We start from the raw sequence: 15,616 nt of genomic DNA, 5'->3' as shown, positions 1-15,616 counted from the left end.
AAATTCTGCTTAACAATATAACTTCATAGCATCTCTTATTATTAGTTTCCGGAAAGATATTTTCTTATGGCTTCACTCCTGGTACGCACATGCAGCTTTTCATAAATATTGTGCGCATGTTTTTTTATAGCATCAATCGTTACTCCCAGGTTGCCGGCTATTTCCTTATACAAATAACCTTCTACTATTAATTCCAGCACTTTTTTCTCTTTATCAGTAAGGTTATTAAGTTGCATCCTGCCATTATCCCTTTGGAAGTACCCGATTAATTTTTTTGCTATTTCAGGCGACATTGGTGCCCCGCCAAAATAGAGCTCTTTTATATTCTCCAGCAACAGGTCAAAGGAATGCTTCTTTAATAAATAGCCGCCTGCTCCCGCTTTTAAAGCGTTAAAAACTTTCTCATCATCATTGAAGATAGTAAGCACTAAAAACTTAGCTCTCGGGTATCCTGATTTTATATTGAATATTGCCTCGATCCCCGACATTCCAGGCAAGTCAATATCCATCAGTGTCACATCGGGCCGCAGTTCTTCATATTGCTCGATAAATGATTCGGCATTTGAAAATATGCCAACGCACCCGATATCTTCTGATTCGTTAATAATAAGTTCCAATGTCTGTGACATTATTTTTTGATCATCTACAATACATACGGTTATCATATAGTTTTCTCTTTGGGTATTTCAATAGTTATTACAGCTCCATTATCATTCTCAAATTTTACGCTTCCGTTAATAGCCGCTATCCGCTTCCTTATATTATTAAGACCATTGCCATTAGGATTACTTACCGGCGGTAATCCAATACCATTATCTTTAAAAACCAATAATATTCTTTCTTCGTTACAGGAGCAATTGACACTAAACAATGTTCCATTGGAGTATTTAATAGCATTGTTGAATATCTCCTTCGATACAAGTAAAATATTCCGTCGCTGGATGCTGCTGATGTTATTTTCAATTTTGCAATTATTAATAAATTCCAGTTTAACATCCGATTCAGTCCTTTGTAAATATTCAGCTATGAACATTCGTAAATGTGCCATTAACCCGTTCAATGTATCATCCATATGATTGAGCAGCCATATGATTTCGCTCATTTGATCGATGAGGCCGGCTGAAATTTTTCCGATACTATCAAGCATATTATTACCCGGCGCCTGCCCTTGCCGGGCCAATAATGTTTTAGTCAATAATCTTATAGAGGTAAGCCCGGTGCCAAGATCGTCATGAAGATCCTGTGAAATTCTTTCCCTTTCATTTTTTAAGGCTATTTGCCGGTATGCTTTTATCCGTTGCTGTTCTAATTTTTTTCTAAAAATAAATACGATGATCAGCGTTACTAAACTTGCTGAAACCAGTACTGATAAAATGCCGAAAGTTATCGTTTTCCAAAAAGGTTTTTTTATTGTAAAAGAATAAGATATCTGGGCACCAGGCTGATTATTAGGATAAATTTCTTTGATAAATAATTTGTACTTTCCTGCAGAAAGGCTTAAAAAATTAAGTTGTTTACCCTTATCTACAAAATGCCATAAGGTGTCCACCCCTTCTAATTTGTATTTATAATAAATACCTTCTGATTGCTGATACGATATTGATTTAAAAGAAAAACTAAAAGAATTATCGTCGTAATTAAAAGGTAATTCTTCCGCTATGGAACCCGGTACCATACCCGAATGCAATACCTTATTGCCATTTTTTATTTCATCAAAGTACAGTTTTGTTTTTAGTGGGTCTGCTACCTGTTCTTTTGTATTCACTTGTGTAATTCCTTCGCCGCCGCCAAAGAAAATATGATCATTATCGAACGCCATTGCTTTGGTAATAAATCCTACATTTCTTGTAAGCCCGGAGGAGGGATAATTAGCCAATTCATCGGTAACTGAATTATAGGCCATAATTCCTCCAAAAGTAGTCATCCATAACACCCCCTGGTTATCCATTTTACCGGAATAAATTTTATTATCCATCATACCGTACACTGGTTTCAACAAACTCTTTGAAAGTAAAAAGTTATTGTTATAAATGTACAGTCCATTCGATGTCATGGAGTATACATTTCCATACTTATCATTATCCAGGCCTTTTACCGGTAAGAAAATATCGTTCAAAGCATCGGCTTTTTTTATTAACCGGTTATTCTCTAAAACAAAAAGCTCCCCTTTTGTACTTCCAAGAATAAAAATATTACCCGAAGAAATACAGGAAACAGCACCACTTGAAACAATGGTATCCACTAAATTAAATTTAAAACCCTGCTTTATTGTTCCGGTTATGCTGAACAATGCCCTGCCTACGGTAATGTATGATAGCCCTTCTGCAATATTTTTAATCACCGGACGAAAATCCCTTGAAAGCAAGCGGAAATTGTTAATAGAATCGAAGTAAGGGCGGGTGATGTTGTTTATAGAAAGTTGCTGACCCGTTAAAGACATCGACCTGGTATCAATAATACCCATCTTAAAATATTCATCGAAAAGTACCCAGAGATGGTCCTTATCTATTCTTTCAATTTGTAAGATAGCACTGTTGCTGTTTGCCACAGGATAAAATGCAGGGCGGGCATTTTTATTTAATGAAAAACCGTAGATCCCTTTTAAATCATTTGCCCCAAGGATAACTCCTTTATCAATTACCATGGAAAAAGTAGCGGCATTTAAAGTATCTGCCAGGTGATAATCGCTAAATTTATTTAACCGTTTCTTATTTTCAAATAATCCTCCACGGTAACAGGCTGCAAAAAGCGATTCTTTATCTATCCATATATCATAGACACTAAATTTATTCAGCTTCTTCACAGAAAAGTTACTGATGGAAGCATCTACGATGGTAATTTTATTGCTGTCAGTATTATACACAAAAAGATTAGTTTCCCCTCCTATCCAAAATGCTCCCTGTTCATCCATTTTTGTAGTACGGGGGAAAAAAAAATAGCCATATTTTTCTGGTGGCACGTCCGCTGTTTTTATTATCATCAAATCAGATACATTGATCTGTATTATTTTTGTAGATGAAACAACAAGAAATAGATTTTCTTTTTGCCCGTTTACAACCAGGCCTTTTTCACCGGGCATTAATAATAAAGAATCCGTGAGCCCGGTTTCAATATTAAGCGACACTAAATGTTTGTTATTAGAATAATAAAAACAATAAGGATACGTGTATTCGTTCCTTACATATACATCCCTGCTTTCATTCACACACTTTAATAACCCGGTTTGCTTCAGATTTGTATCAAATAAATAAACACTGCCCGCCGTCTTAATTATTATCCTTTGCTGTGTTCTGTCAAAACCTATTATCTCTATCCGCTCCTCCGGCGATTTCTGCAGGTTGACGTTAACCTGGATTATATGTTTGTCTTTATAGTAAAAAATAAACAATCCATTTGTGCAGGTTATCAGTAACCGGTCTTTATCAAGTTGAAGAAAATTCTGCGGGGCATCACCCAGGTAAAAACCCTTATTGTCGGAGTACATTGATATATTGCTGAATTCTTTCCCATTAAATACACTTATTCCATAACCAGTACCAATCCATAAAAAGCCATAATTATCCTTGTATATGTTAGAACAACTGCCGCTGGGTAGCTCCCCGGGAGAGGCATAACGTTTAAAGAAGAGGTTAGTATAATTCTGGCTATAGCAGTTGGTATAAATTAAACTGACTGCCATTAAAACTAATAAAAATTGATATTTACAAATTACTTTGAACGGCATAATTATAAAGCATCTTATAGCTGCAATTTTTACAGCAAAAGAACTCACTACAAATGTACTTGGAATACAAAGCCTGTATAGTACACAAAAGTGCCAAATACAGTCTCAAAATATTTTCTTATTACACAAAATATTTTCGAACAAAATATATTTTTCGTATACCCAAAAGGGTAGTAAAATTTATACTATTTATTTTTAATTTTGTTACCTGTCACCGACACTTATTGCTCTTAACAGCAAACCTCATCCTTGTAAAAATTTTTTATTTGCCAGATCCAAGCCTGGAGTTTACAGACATTGGTTTTTCTTATGTCGTTGGTTATTAAATAACATGCAAACAGATTACCGTAAAGTTTTTAACCCGGCATGTACTACCTCTATTCCATTGAGTGTAATAAAAATGAATTACCCGGTTTTATTTTCTACTAGTTAATATACTGTTATGAAAAATATATTTACACAGGTGTTGCTACTTATTTATTTTTTTTCTTTTACTATATCAGGATTTGGCCAAAATAAAAATATAACGGGAAAGGTGGCGGATATTAATGGTAATGCAATACTTGCCACCATAGCAGTAAAACATGGTAATCTTGTAGTATTAACAGATGTTAATGGAAAATTTTCCTTGTCCGCCCCCGCCCTTGCAATACTTGAAGTAAGTGCACCTGGTTATATAACTCAAACCATCAGCACTACTGATGCTGCAGCTTTACAAATAGTTATGCCTGAAGATATTGCCAAACTGGACGAGGTGATTGTTACCGGGTTAACTACTACCATTAAACGCCGTAACAGTCCTAACGCAGTGACTACTATTTCTGCTGCCTTATTAAATGAAATTGCGCCTGCGCAAACATTTGATGCCGCAATCAATGGAAAAATCCCCGGCGCTTTTATAAATGCAAACACCGGCGCTCCCGGTGGTGGTGTTTCAGTTAAATTGAGAGGGGTTACCTCTATATATGGAAATACACAACCCCTGTACATAATTGATGGCATGTTTGCTGATAATACTGCCACATCCGGCGGATTGAATTTTATAACGAAGGCTTCGCTGTCAACCGCCTCCATAACTTCTAACCAGGATAACCAGGTTAACAGGATTGCGGATATAAAACCAGAAGATATTGATAAGATTGAAATATTGAAAGGTGCCTCTGCTGCTGCTATCTATGGTTCCAAAGCCGCAGCAGGCGTAATCATTATTACAACCAAAAAAGGAAATGCCGGTAAAACCAAGATCAGTTTTTCGCAGGATGCTGGTATAATAAAGGCAAGTAAATTATTAGGTGTTCGTGTATTTGATGCCAATAAAGCCGCAGGTTTATCAAGCGATAGTGCAACAAGCGCATTATACAGGCAGCAATTTTTAACCGCACAAGCAGCAGGAGAAATTTATGATTACGAAAAAGAAATTTTTGGTAATACCGGTTTTGGCCGCAACACAGCTGTAAGCATACGGGGTGGAAACGAAAAAACACGGTTCTATTTTTCTGCAATGCAAAAAGATGAAAGTGGAATTGTAAAATATACAGGATACAAAAACAGCAGCTTCCGTTTAAATGCCGATCACCAAATTAGTAAAAGCATTAAAGTTGCAATAAATACCAGCTTTATCAGCACCTCAGCAGACAGAGGTTTAACCGGTAATGATAATACGGGTGTAACACTTGGCATTGCACTTTCGTCTACACCATCTTTTGCACAACTACACGCCGATGCACAGGGAAAATACCCTAACAATCCATTTGCCGGTTCCAACCCGTTACAAACTGTGGCATTGGTGAAAAATAATGAATCGAACAATCGTTTTCTTTCAGGAATGAGCCTTGATGCGATACTCCAAAAAAATAAGTACAGCAATACTAAACTGATCTTTTCCGGCGGATTGGATTTCTATAATTTAATTACCAATGCACAATTCCCTTCTCCATTACAATTCCAGGCAATTAATAAAGGTACTTTAATACAAGGCTTTACTAAAAACCTGGCCTCTAACATAATGCTTTCACTCGTAAATAATTACACTCCTTTTTCTAAAATAGCATTTACAACTTCTGCCGGTATTACAAAAGAAAACGGAAACTATAATAACCTGCTGGATGTAGCCACCAAACTTATTACCGGGCAATCAAATATCACACAGGGCGGATCATTAACAGCTTCCCAATTCATATCAAAGTTTGAAAATACCGGGATATTTATCCAGGAAGAAGCAAATATTATGGACGCAATAACACTTAATATCGGCAGCCGTTTCGACAGGTCAACAAACAATGGTAATGCCGGCAAGTTTTACTTTTATCCAAAAGCAGGGCTCTCGTTGAATGTGACTAAAATGAATTTACTGAAAACAAATTTCTTTGATAATATTAAATTCCGTGCTGCATACGGCCAGGCGAATAACGTACCCGCCTATGGCAGTAAGTTCACATCATTCGTTGTATCCAATACTTCAGGACTTGCCGGTTCTTTAATAGATATTGTTCAGGGCAATCCCGGTATAAGGCCAGAAAGACAAAGTGAATTTGAAACCGGGTTTGACCTGGCAATTTTAAAAGGAAAATTATCAGTGGAGTTTACTTACTATACTAAAAATATTTATGATTTTTTAATGTTGACAAACCCTCCTTCCTCATCCGGCTTTTTACAAAAGTGGTTAAATGCAGGCGACCTTCGTAACCGTGGTGTGGAAATAGGCATAAATGCACAGCCGGTTTCAACCACTGCATTACAATGGACAACGTCAGTTAATTACTGGTTCAACAGATCTTTGGTTACCAGGTTAATTACGCCACCGGTTCCGCAAGGATCCTTTGGATACTCGTTAGGCGGCTCATTCAGAATTGAACAAGGTAAACCGGCTACTCAAATTGTTGGTGTTAATGGTAATGGTGTTGGTGTATTGGGTGATGCCGAACCGGATTTTCAAATGACCAGCTATAATCAATTCACTTTCTGTAAAAAATTAACTTTCTCTTTTTTATTACATTGGAAAAAAGGCGGAGACAACATTAATATTACTTCATTAACCAATGATTTTGGCGGAACATCAGCAGACTATGATGCTATCACTAATCCGTCAGGCATTGCCAATGGACTTTACCGTATAAAACAATACGGTAAAAATTCTCAACTATTTATTGAAGACGCAGGTTATCTCCGGTTCAGAGAAATAGCTTTGTATTATACGCTTAAAAATACAGCGCATCATTTTGCTGATGCAATAAAAATCGGGGCATCATTAAATAATTTTTTTACTATCACAAAGTATAAAAGCTATGATCCTGAAGTATCCAATTTCGGGACAGGTTTTTCTACCGGGGTAGACCTGGCTCCATACCCAGCCGAAAAGCGGGCATTCGTTCATGTTACAGTAGAATTTTAATTAACACCGGATAAAAATTTTTACTATGCGTATACTATTCCTGCTGCTGGTAACAATATTTTGTTTCAGCAATTGCAAAAAAGATTTCGGCAGCTTAAATAATCCAACTGAAAATGATTTTTTAAAAAATGCATCTAAAGAACAATTAAACAATCTTGTGGCAGGAACTGAAAGCGGAATGCGGATAAAGATAGCGCTATACTTAGATGACGTAAGTGTAATCGGAAGGGAGGTCTATCGGTTCTCTCCTTCCGAACCTGCTTACACCACAAATTTGTTAGGAATGGGCAGTTCAACTTTAAGCAATGCAGGATTTTATATTACTGCAATATGGGCAGCCAATTACAGGGTCGTTAAGAATTGTAATTTGCTGGAACAGGCCTGTGCCAATACTTCATTGATATCTGATGCTGAAAAAGCAGGTTACAGCGGATTTGCAAAAACAATAAAAGCTTATTCACTTTTACTCAATCTTAATTTAACTTATTCAAATGGCATTAGAGTGGATGTTGCTGACCCGGGCAAGTTGGGACCGATAGTTGGCTATGATACTGCATTAAACGAAATCACAAAACTACTGGATGCAGCCCGGAGCGACCTGGCTCGTGCGGCAATAATATTTCCTTTATCCAATGGGTATACAAAATTCAATGACGCCGGCGGACTGATAAAATTCAACCGTGCCATTGCAGCAAGGGTTGCTCTTTATTCAAAAAAATGGACCATTGCACTGGAAGATCTGCATGATTCTTTTTTAGACCTCGCCGGAAGTTTCAGTACAGGTATATATTCTTCATTTGGATCAGGTTCAGGCGATATATTAAATCCGGTTTTTACACCGCAGGATCAAAATGGAGAGATACGTGTAGCACATCCTTCCTATGCTGCTGGTATTGAAGCCGGCGATGACAGGATTTCCAAAGCTACTTTACGAAGTACTGCTGCTTCGCTTAACGGGCTTTCCGGCAACAGGGATGTATGGGTTTATACTTCTTCTGTTGCTTCAATACCAATCATCAGAAATGAAGAATTAATATTGATCTATGCTGAAGCAAGTATACAAAACAATGATCTGCTTAATGGTTTAAAAGCATTGAATATTATCCGCTACGGACATGGCCTTCCCGGTTATGCCGGGGCATTTACCCAACCTGCACTGATAACCGAAATGCTTAAGCAGCGTAACTATTCTTTATACTTTGAAGGGCATCGCTGGATAGATATGCGCCGATACAATCTTTTATCCCTGCTGCCAATAGACAGAATTGATGATGATGCCTGGTTAAAATTTCCTTTGCCTTTAAGCGAATTTTAATTTACCAGTTCATTTTTATTTAAATTTTTTAGCAGCATGTATGTACTGAAAAAGCATGCTGCTTTTTTATACCTGTACTTTACCTGCAAATAATAATATCAATCACAGTAATTCATATAAACCTGTTAGCAGGATTACACAAAAGTGTTTTTTGGGATACACGAAAGGGTAAGTAAAAGAATTCGGAAGACAAGTATCTTTGAGTAGAAGTTGGAAATAAAATACAATTGGCCCTGTTTTAAATTCAATATCCATCTTATCCCTAAAAACTGAATTCTATGAAAAAGCATTGTTTTTATTCCCAACTTCCTTTACTCACAAAATATAAAAAGCACTTCCGGTAAATGTAAAAGCTTATATTCTGCCGGACCTATGAAAATCCAGTTTTACATTTTTCATTTTCTTCTGCCGGCACTTTGTGCCGGTTTTATATTGGCTCAATAACTAATAAAGTAGTTTAAGCAGCCGGATTATTTAAAACCAACCGGCTGAACGGTTCTTGAAAAGAAGCGTCTTTTGACAGGAAGAAATTTTTACCGGATTTCATAGTATAAATTTCGTAATTTAGCTACCTGTTTTAATATGAGTACAGCGAAGTTTTACTTCGCTTTTTTTGTATGCTGAAATTTGATTTCGGCCTTTACTAAAATGAAATTTCGCTGTACAATACTTTTATCTATATTGTAAAAAATTAACCGATGGCGAATAATATAAAATGTCCGAATTGCGGGCATGACTTTGACGTAGAAAATGTAATTGCTGCTGACCTGGAACAAAAATATAAACAGCAATACCAAAAAGAATTACAGAAATCTTTAAGCAGCATAGAAGAAGACAAGAAAAAATTGCTGGAAAACCAGCAGCGTTTTGAAGAAACCAAAAAAAGGGAGAATGAAATATTTGCCCAGAAGATGCAGCAGGAAAGGTTGAAAATAGAAAATGACCTTAAAGAACAGATCACAAAAAGTACCGCTGCTGATTTCGAGAATCAGCTCAGGATGCTGGAGAATAATAATAAAGACAATGAAGTAAAATTAAAAGAGGCCAGGAAAAAAGAGCTGGAATTTTTACAAAAAGAACAAGAGCTGAAAAACAAAGAAGCTGAAATGGAAATTACGCTGCAAAAAAAATTACAGCAGGAAAGAGAAAGTTTATCAGAACAAATACGCACACAGGAAGTTGAAAAAAATGCGCTAAAGGAAACTGAATTGCAAATGAAGCTGAAATCCTTAGAAATTCAACTGGAAGAACAAAAGAAATTAGCTGATGAAATGAAACGTAGAGCCGAACAAGGCAGTATGCAGCGACAAGGAGAAGTACAGGAATTATTGCTGGAAGATATTTTAAAAGAAAACTTTCCTTTTGATGTAATTGAAGAAGTAGGCAAAGGGGTGGAAGGGGCTGATTGCATTCAACTGGTTCGTAATAATAGCGGTGTGGTTTGCGGCAGGATCATTTACGAGAGCAAACGCACCAAGGCCTGGAGCAATGGATGGATAGACAAATTAAAAGCAGATAAACGTACCAGCGGCAGTGATGTGGCGATTTTAGTATCGCAGGTCTTTCCGAAGGATATGGAAAAATTTGGTGAAAAAGATGGTATATGGATATGCAATTTTAGTGAGGTAAGCAGCGTGGCGTATTTACTAAGAGAAGGCATCATTAAAGTGTTTAATGCTAATAAAGCGCAGGAAAACAAAGGTGATAAAATGCAGATGTTGTATGATTATTTAACCGGCAACGAATTCCGTGGGCAAATGGAAGCGATTGTAGAAGGTTTTGTATCTATGAAAAATTCTATTACAAAAGAGCGGATACAAATGGAAAAGATGTGGAAAGAAAGAGAAAAACAATTGGAAAAAGTTTTACTCAGCACCAGTGGTTTGTACGGCAGTGTAAAAGGAATTGCAGGGGCATCGGTAAATGATATTCCTTTATTGGAAGGTGGTGACAATATTACTGAAGATTAATATGAGCGACAGGTTAAAATTTATAATTCCGTTGGTTTTATTTGCCATCACCATTGCTTTTGCATTTGACAACAGGATGGATGAAGTAGTATGGCCATTTTTTTCCATGATCGCTTTTATTTTGTATTTTATTGTTTTTAAAAAAGGCAGCGAAGATGAAGAAGATAGCGGCAATAATTTACCTGCACAATCTACGATTGCTAAAATACCTTATTCCACTTATTATGGAGAGGAATTAAATTTTTCTGATGAAGAGCTGGCAGCAATTCTCACTAAACGATTTTCTTATTATACCAATCTTTCCCCTGCACTGCAAACCCGGTTTATTGAAAGGTTGCAAAATTTTATTGCCGCTAAAATCTTTAAGATACATGATAGCAATTGCTTTAAGGAAATGCCGGTACTCATCAGCGCTGCAGCCATCCAGCTTACTTTTGGCCTGGAAAAATACCTGCTGCCTAATTTTGATTTCATTCATGTATATCCGGAGGAGTTTATGAGGGTGCAGGATAGCATTTGTTTTTTAGAAGGCAATGTATCCGGCCATGCTGTAAATCTATCGTGGAAACATTTTTTACAAGGCTATGCAGATGCTGCAGATGGACAAAATGTTGGCCTGCACGAACTGGCGCATGCCCTATATTACCAAACCTTTATCGTAGGAGAAAATATTGACCATACTTTCAGGGATAGTTTCGATCACTTCAATAGTTATGGCAATAAAGTTTTTGAGCAGGAATTAAAACCGGGTAATGACCTGTATTCTGATTATGCTTTAAAAAACTTCCAGGAGTTTTGGGCAGAGAGTGCTGAAATATTTTTTGAAAAACCGGCAGCTATGAAAGAAAGCTATCCTCAATTGTATGATACCATAAAGACTTTGCTCAACCAGGATCCATACAATAAAACTTCTTTTTAAACTACTGCGTAGTTTTTGGTTTGCCACAGATTACACAAATTTTCACAGATAAAAAACGTTCTTAGTTATTATTGATGCAAGCCGTATCACATCTCTTTGCAAAGTAAAGGCCGGTTTTCGGTTCTGCTATTCTGTGTAATCTGTGCAATCTGTGGCTACTACATTCACGAAGTGAATAAAAAACATTTAGTGGTCGCTTAGCACCCAGGTTAAAAAATTGCCGTTAAAAAAAAGGTAGTGTACCCGCAACGGGATTTCATTTTGAAATAAACAATACACTATACCTGCTTCTAAATTGCCGGTATACTTTTCAATGCGGATATCTTCTCTGAAATCAGTGCCGCCGGTACCCTGCCATTTATAAATACTTTCTTTTACACTCCAGAATAAAGTAGCTGTTTTTTGTATCGCACCCCGGGGCATTAAAAAGCATTCTTCATCTGTTAAAAACTTATGAAGAATGCGCTCTATCTTATCATTCACCAATTCTATATCTACTCCTACCCTTTTTTCTTTGCTGATTAACACGGCAGCATAATCCCTGCAATGCGATATGGAAAAATGATAGGCTTCATTTTCTAAAAACGGTTTACGGGTATCGGCAATTTTAATCAACTCCAAAGGAAAATCAGTATACAATTCCTTCAGCAAAAACCTTCCGGCAAGATGCTGCAGCCGCTTATGCGGATGCGTAATAGTTTTTTGCAAAGGGATGTCAGCAAAAAATAGTTCTGCTTCTGTAATATGCCACACCCCTATTTTGGTTACAGCGTTAATATTTTGTTGATAAACCAAGGGCATAATGCAGTTTTAGATGTTAGATTGCAGATTTTAGATTGAATATTTGCGGAAGGAATAATTCCTCCACAAATTAATCAATAAACCAATTAACTAATTAACATGATTCTGAGCGACACAAGAATTTTAGAGGAAATTGAAAAAGGCACTATTAAAATTGTTCCTTACGACAGAGATCAGCTGGGCAGCAACAGTTATGATGTGCATTTAGGGAAAGACCTGGCCCGTTATACCGACAGAGAATTAGATGCAAAAAAACACAATACCATCGAGCATTTTGAAATACCGGATGAAGGTTTTGTTTTGCAACCGCATGAATTTTACTTAGGCGTTACAGAAGAATACACTGAAACACATGCTCATGTCCCTTTCCTGGAAGGTAAATCATCTACCGGCCGCCTGGGTATCGACATACATGCCACCGCCGGCAAAGGCGATGTTGGCTTTTGCGGCAACTGGACCTTGGAAATTTCTGTAAAACAACCTGTACGTGTGTATAAAGGAATGCCCATCGGACAACTGATCTATTTTCCCGTAGATGGTGAAATTGAAGTAAAATACAATCAGAAGAAAAATGCTAAATACAGCGGACAAATAAATAAACCTGTAGAAAGTATGATGTGGAAGAATAAATTTTAATTGATGTCAATCAAAAAAATTATACCTGCATGCATCCTCTTAGTTGTATTGTTTTCCTGTAAACATGCCGACCTTAAGTATGTACAATCTAATTTATGGCAATGGGATTCTGGCTATAAAATTGGTGATGGTGATTTTGTTGAATTTGATACCAGCAATTATTACAGGTTATCACATGATACGATTTTCAGAGAGGGGATTCCAAAATGTACAGTTATCTGGACTGATGCAAAAGATTATGAGATGAAAGTGAAATCCTTTAGCGGGCAAACGGGGCTTTACATCAATACTGAAGCGTTTACAAAGTGATTTCCCGCTTTTATTTAATTCAGCTTCCAGATAGCATAATTTAATACCGATGCAAAACTTACCCAACAGATATAAGGTACCATCAACCATGCTGCTGTGGAAGATATTTTTCCAAACCAAAGTATCGTTGCTACTATCATCACCCACATCGCAATAATTTCTGCAAAAGCCCAACCAGGCTGTTGCAGTTTAAAAAATATCAGCGACCAGAAAAAATTAAGTGCTAATTGTACAGCAAATAAAATAATTGCCATTTGTTTTACTGCTCTGATCGTTTCGGTTTTCCAAACCAGGTATAAAGCAATACCCATCAAAATGTAAAGTACCGTCCAAACCGGCGCAAAAATCCAGTTAGGTGGATTAAACCAGGGTTTATTAGCAGCAGCATACCAACCTTCTACACCCGAAGCAGTAAAATAACCCGATATACCTCCCACCAAAAGTGGAATCAGAATTGAAATAATTAATTTCATATAATTGTAACATCTCAACTAAAAAAAAGTTTAACGCCTCAGGCATTCACCACTCACCACTCACGCCTATATCTTTCCGAATTTTTTATAATACGCAATTAAAAAACTGGTTACTTCATCATAGCTCAATACCCCCTGGGGTTGTTGATTGCTTTCCAAATATTTTCCGTACATCCACCTGATCACCGGCTCAACAGGATTTTTGTGCATGCGGTTAAAAGTCCGCCATTCCAAAAGGTCGTTTTTTATTTCAGGTAATAATTGCTGTGAATAATTTTTAGCACTGGCAGTATCACTGTTTCTTAAGTTGCGGTTACTGTAAATAAACAAATCGAGATAAACGGAATACTGAAACAAAGTATCTTTTGATGCACTTGCAGCAAGGTAGCCCACAAAATTAGCTTCCATTTCTTTGGCATAACCTAACTGGTGCGCCACTTCGTGGCAGGCGGTAAAGGGCTGTAAAAATTTTGGCACGGTAGTATTTACCTGTGCCTCTCCTGTAAAAGGATTATAGTATCCCGTAAAACCAACATAATTCCCCAACCATCCCCACATTGATGATTTCAGTGACTGGTGATCGTACTTTAAAAAAGGATACAGGCTGTCAATGCTCTCGTAATTCTGCTGCACTTTAGCAAATAATTGTTGAGAAGAAGGATAAACGGCTTTGCTGTTGACCAGGCTCTGCCTGGCAGCATTTACCTTGTTTATCAACAGTGCATTCATATTTTTCAGGTCCTCTAAACTATATTTCTCCATCTTCAACCCTAATTGATAGGCAATGCCTTTTCGGTTGTAATTAATGCCCCAAAAACCATTAAAAACTATATATAGTAACAAAAAAATAGTGAAGGTCTTTAAAATTCCGCCGATAAAACCATCCCGGGTGGCCCGTCTTTTCACCAAGGTCCTGGTCAGTTTTATTAATTTCCAGGTGATCCAGATCACTGCAGCCCCGTACAATAAATCGCCAATACTGAAAGGCAGCCATCCAAATAAAAAACGAAGCACCCCTACAATAACTGTATAAAAACCAACGGAATAGCCGTTTTCTACCCTTACAGCATTAGCCGAATACAGCTTTATTACTATAACCCAAACCATTAAAAATGCTATAATTGCCAGTCTCTTTTTATATTTCATACCAGCCTTAAAATTACTAAAATCATGGCTAAAAGACTATCCACAATAAATCTGCAATCCACAATCAAAAATCCAAAATTTTCCCCTACCTTTGCCGTCCTTTAAACTATCCGTAATGGCTAATAAACGGGGATTTGAGATAGCTTTTGTGGGATTGAAGCCCGGCGTTCATGAGTTTACTTACGAGGTAGATGATAAGTTCTTTGTTGAAAAAGGTGCTACAGATTTTACCAACTGCAACGCCAGTATCAAACTTAGTTTAGACAAGAAGAGTAGCTTTATGTTGCTGAAGTTTGAGATTGGTGGTAAGGCAGATGTTACCTGCGACCGTTGCGGAAATCCATTACCAATGGATATCTGGGATGAGTTTAACATGCTGGTAAAACTGGTGGAAAACCCCGATGAGATGAATGACCAGGAAGAAGATCCTGATGTGTTTTACATCTCCCGTACGGAAAGCCACATCAATGTAACCAACTGGATCTATGAATTTGTACTGCTTAGTTTTCCAATACAAAAAACCTGCAGCGATGATGAAATGGGTGGCCCGCTTTGCAATAAAGAAGTGTTAGAAAAACTGAGGATGATGGAAGTAAAAGCGCAGGAAGCCAACAGCAACCAGATATGGAAAGGGTTGGAACAGTTTAAGGTAAAAAAGAAAAGTAAGAAGTAGAAAACGTATATAAAGTAGATAATAATTTATAATTAATAATTTAATAATTACCAATCATGCCAAATCCAAAAAGGCGCCATAGTCAGCAACGCAGTGCAAAAAGAAGAACGCATTACAAAGCGGTAGAAACTACTTTAAGTGTTGATAAAACAACCGGCGAAACACATGTACGCCACCGTGCACATGTAAGTGAAGGAAAATTGTTCTACAAAGGAAAGTTAGTAGCAGAAAAAGCGCCGCTTAAAGCCTAATTATATTT

At 37.1% G+C, this 15,616-nt stretch carries 13 protein-coding genes; 8 read left to right on the top strand and 5 right to left on the bottom strand.

Annotated elements, in window-relative coordinates; genetic code table 11:
• Nucleotides 1–41: 41 nt before the first annotated feature.
• Both ACQ334_RS17360 and ACQ334_RS17355 read right to left on the bottom strand, forming a co-directional pair.
• Nucleotides 42–665, bottom strand: coding sequence for a response regulator transcription factor (locus tag ACQ334_RS17360; RefSeq protein WP_430989520.1), 624 nt, complete (start codon nucleotides 663–665; stop codon nucleotides 42–44).
• Nucleotides 662–3,679, bottom strand: a complete 3,018-nt coding sequence (locus ACQ334_RS17355) for a histidine kinase (RefSeq protein WP_430989519.1) — start codon at nucleotides 3,677–3,679, stop codon at nucleotides 662–664. The genes ACQ334_RS17360 and ACQ334_RS17355 overlap by 4 nt, the downstream gene beginning before the upstream one ends.
• Before the next feature lie 487 nt (nucleotides 3,680–4,166).
• On the opposite strand from ACQ334_RS17355, the gene ACQ334_RS17350 reads away from it, so the two are divergent.
• The 4 genes from ACQ334_RS17350 (at nucleotide 4,167) to ACQ334_RS17335 (ending at nucleotide 11,319) form a co-directional block, all read left to right on the top strand.
• On the top strand, nucleotides 4,167–7,115 hold the full coding sequence (locus tag ACQ334_RS17350) for a SusC/RagA family TonB-linked outer membrane protein (protein ID WP_430989518.1): 2,949 nt from the start codon (nucleotides 4,167–4,169) through the stop codon (nucleotides 7,113–7,115).
• 25 nt (nucleotides 7,116–7,140) lie between these two features.
• Nucleotides 7,141–8,430, top strand: a complete 1,290-nt coding sequence (locus ACQ334_RS17345) for a RagB/SusD family nutrient uptake outer membrane protein (RefSeq protein WP_430989517.1) — start codon at nucleotides 7,141–7,143, stop codon at nucleotides 8,428–8,430.
• A gap of 698 nt (nucleotides 8,431–9,128) precedes the next feature.
• Nucleotides 9,129–10,400: a DUF2130 domain-containing protein gene (locus ACQ334_RS17340; protein ID WP_430989516.1), complete on the top strand. Its 1,272-nt coding sequence runs from the start codon at nucleotides 9,129–9,131 to the stop codon at nucleotides 10,398–10,400.
• Between the two features lies 1 nt (nucleotide 10,401).
• Nucleotides 10,402–11,319: a zinc-dependent peptidase gene (locus ACQ334_RS17335; RefSeq protein WP_430989515.1), complete on the top strand. Its 918-nt coding sequence runs from the start codon at nucleotides 10,402–10,404 to the stop codon at nucleotides 11,317–11,319.
• A gap of 186 nt (nucleotides 11,320–11,505) precedes the next feature.
• Here ACQ334_RS17335 and ACQ334_RS17330 read toward each other — a convergent pair whose 3' ends face one another.
• Nucleotides 11,506–12,120, bottom strand: coding sequence for a 4'-phosphopantetheinyl transferase family protein (locus ACQ334_RS17330; RefSeq protein WP_430989514.1), 615 nt, complete (start codon nucleotides 12,118–12,120; stop codon nucleotides 11,506–11,508).
• A 99-nt stretch (nucleotides 12,121–12,219) separates the two neighbouring features.
• Between ACQ334_RS17330 and dcd the strand changes: the two genes are divergently transcribed.
• Both dcd and ACQ334_RS17320 read left to right on the top strand, forming a co-directional pair.
• Nucleotides 12,220–12,756 carry a dCTP deaminase gene (gene dcd / locus ACQ334_RS17325; RefSeq protein ID WP_430989513.1) on the top strand — a complete coding sequence of 179 codons (537 nt, stop codon included), beginning with the start codon at nucleotides 12,220–12,222 and terminating at the stop codon, nucleotides 12,754–12,756.
• Between the two features lie 3 nt (nucleotides 12,757–12,759).
• A complete protein-coding gene (locus tag ACQ334_RS17320) occupies nucleotides 12,760–13,065 on the top strand; it encodes a hypothetical protein (RefSeq protein WP_430989512.1) in 306 nt (101 codons plus the stop codon).
• A 14-nt stretch (nucleotides 13,066–13,079) separates the two neighbouring features.
• On the opposite strand, the gene ACQ334_RS17315 is transcribed toward ACQ334_RS17320, so the two are convergent.
• Both ACQ334_RS17315 and ACQ334_RS17310 read right to left on the bottom strand, forming a co-directional pair.
• On the bottom strand, nucleotides 13,080–13,538 hold the full coding sequence (locus tag ACQ334_RS17315) for a TspO/MBR family protein (protein ID WP_430989511.1): 459 nt from the start codon (nucleotides 13,536–13,538) through the stop codon (nucleotides 13,080–13,082).
• A gap of 66 nt (nucleotides 13,539–13,604) precedes the next feature.
• Nucleotides 13,605–14,684 carry a DUF3810 domain-containing protein gene (locus tag ACQ334_RS17310; protein ID WP_430989510.1) on the bottom strand — a complete coding sequence of 360 codons (1,080 nt, stop codon included), beginning with the start codon at nucleotides 14,682–14,684 and terminating at the stop codon, nucleotides 13,605–13,607.
• 115 nt (nucleotides 14,685–14,799) lie between these two features.
• On the opposite strand from ACQ334_RS17310, the gene ACQ334_RS17305 reads away from it, so the two are divergent.
• Both ACQ334_RS17305 and rpmF read left to right on the top strand, forming a co-directional pair.
• Entirely contained in the window at nucleotides 14,800–15,357 is a 558-nt protein-coding gene (locus tag ACQ334_RS17305) for a YceD family protein (RefSeq protein ID WP_430989509.1), read from the top strand.
• 56 nt (nucleotides 15,358–15,413) lie between these two features.
• Nucleotides 15,414–15,608 carry a 50S ribosomal protein L32 gene (gene rpmF, locus ACQ334_RS17300; RefSeq protein ID WP_430989508.1) on the top strand — a complete coding sequence of 65 codons (195 nt, stop codon included), beginning with the start codon at nucleotides 15,414–15,416 and terminating at the stop codon, nucleotides 15,606–15,608.
• Nucleotides 15,609–15,616: the final 8 nt, after the last annotated feature.

It is taken from the genome of Ferruginibacter sp. SUN106 (genome assembly GCF_050611765.1).
GTDB lineage: Bacteria > Bacteroidota > Bacteroidia > Chitinophagales > Chitinophagaceae > Ferruginibacter.
Note: the sequence above shows the minus strand (reverse complement) of the source record. Positions and strands in the feature narration are given on the sequence as shown.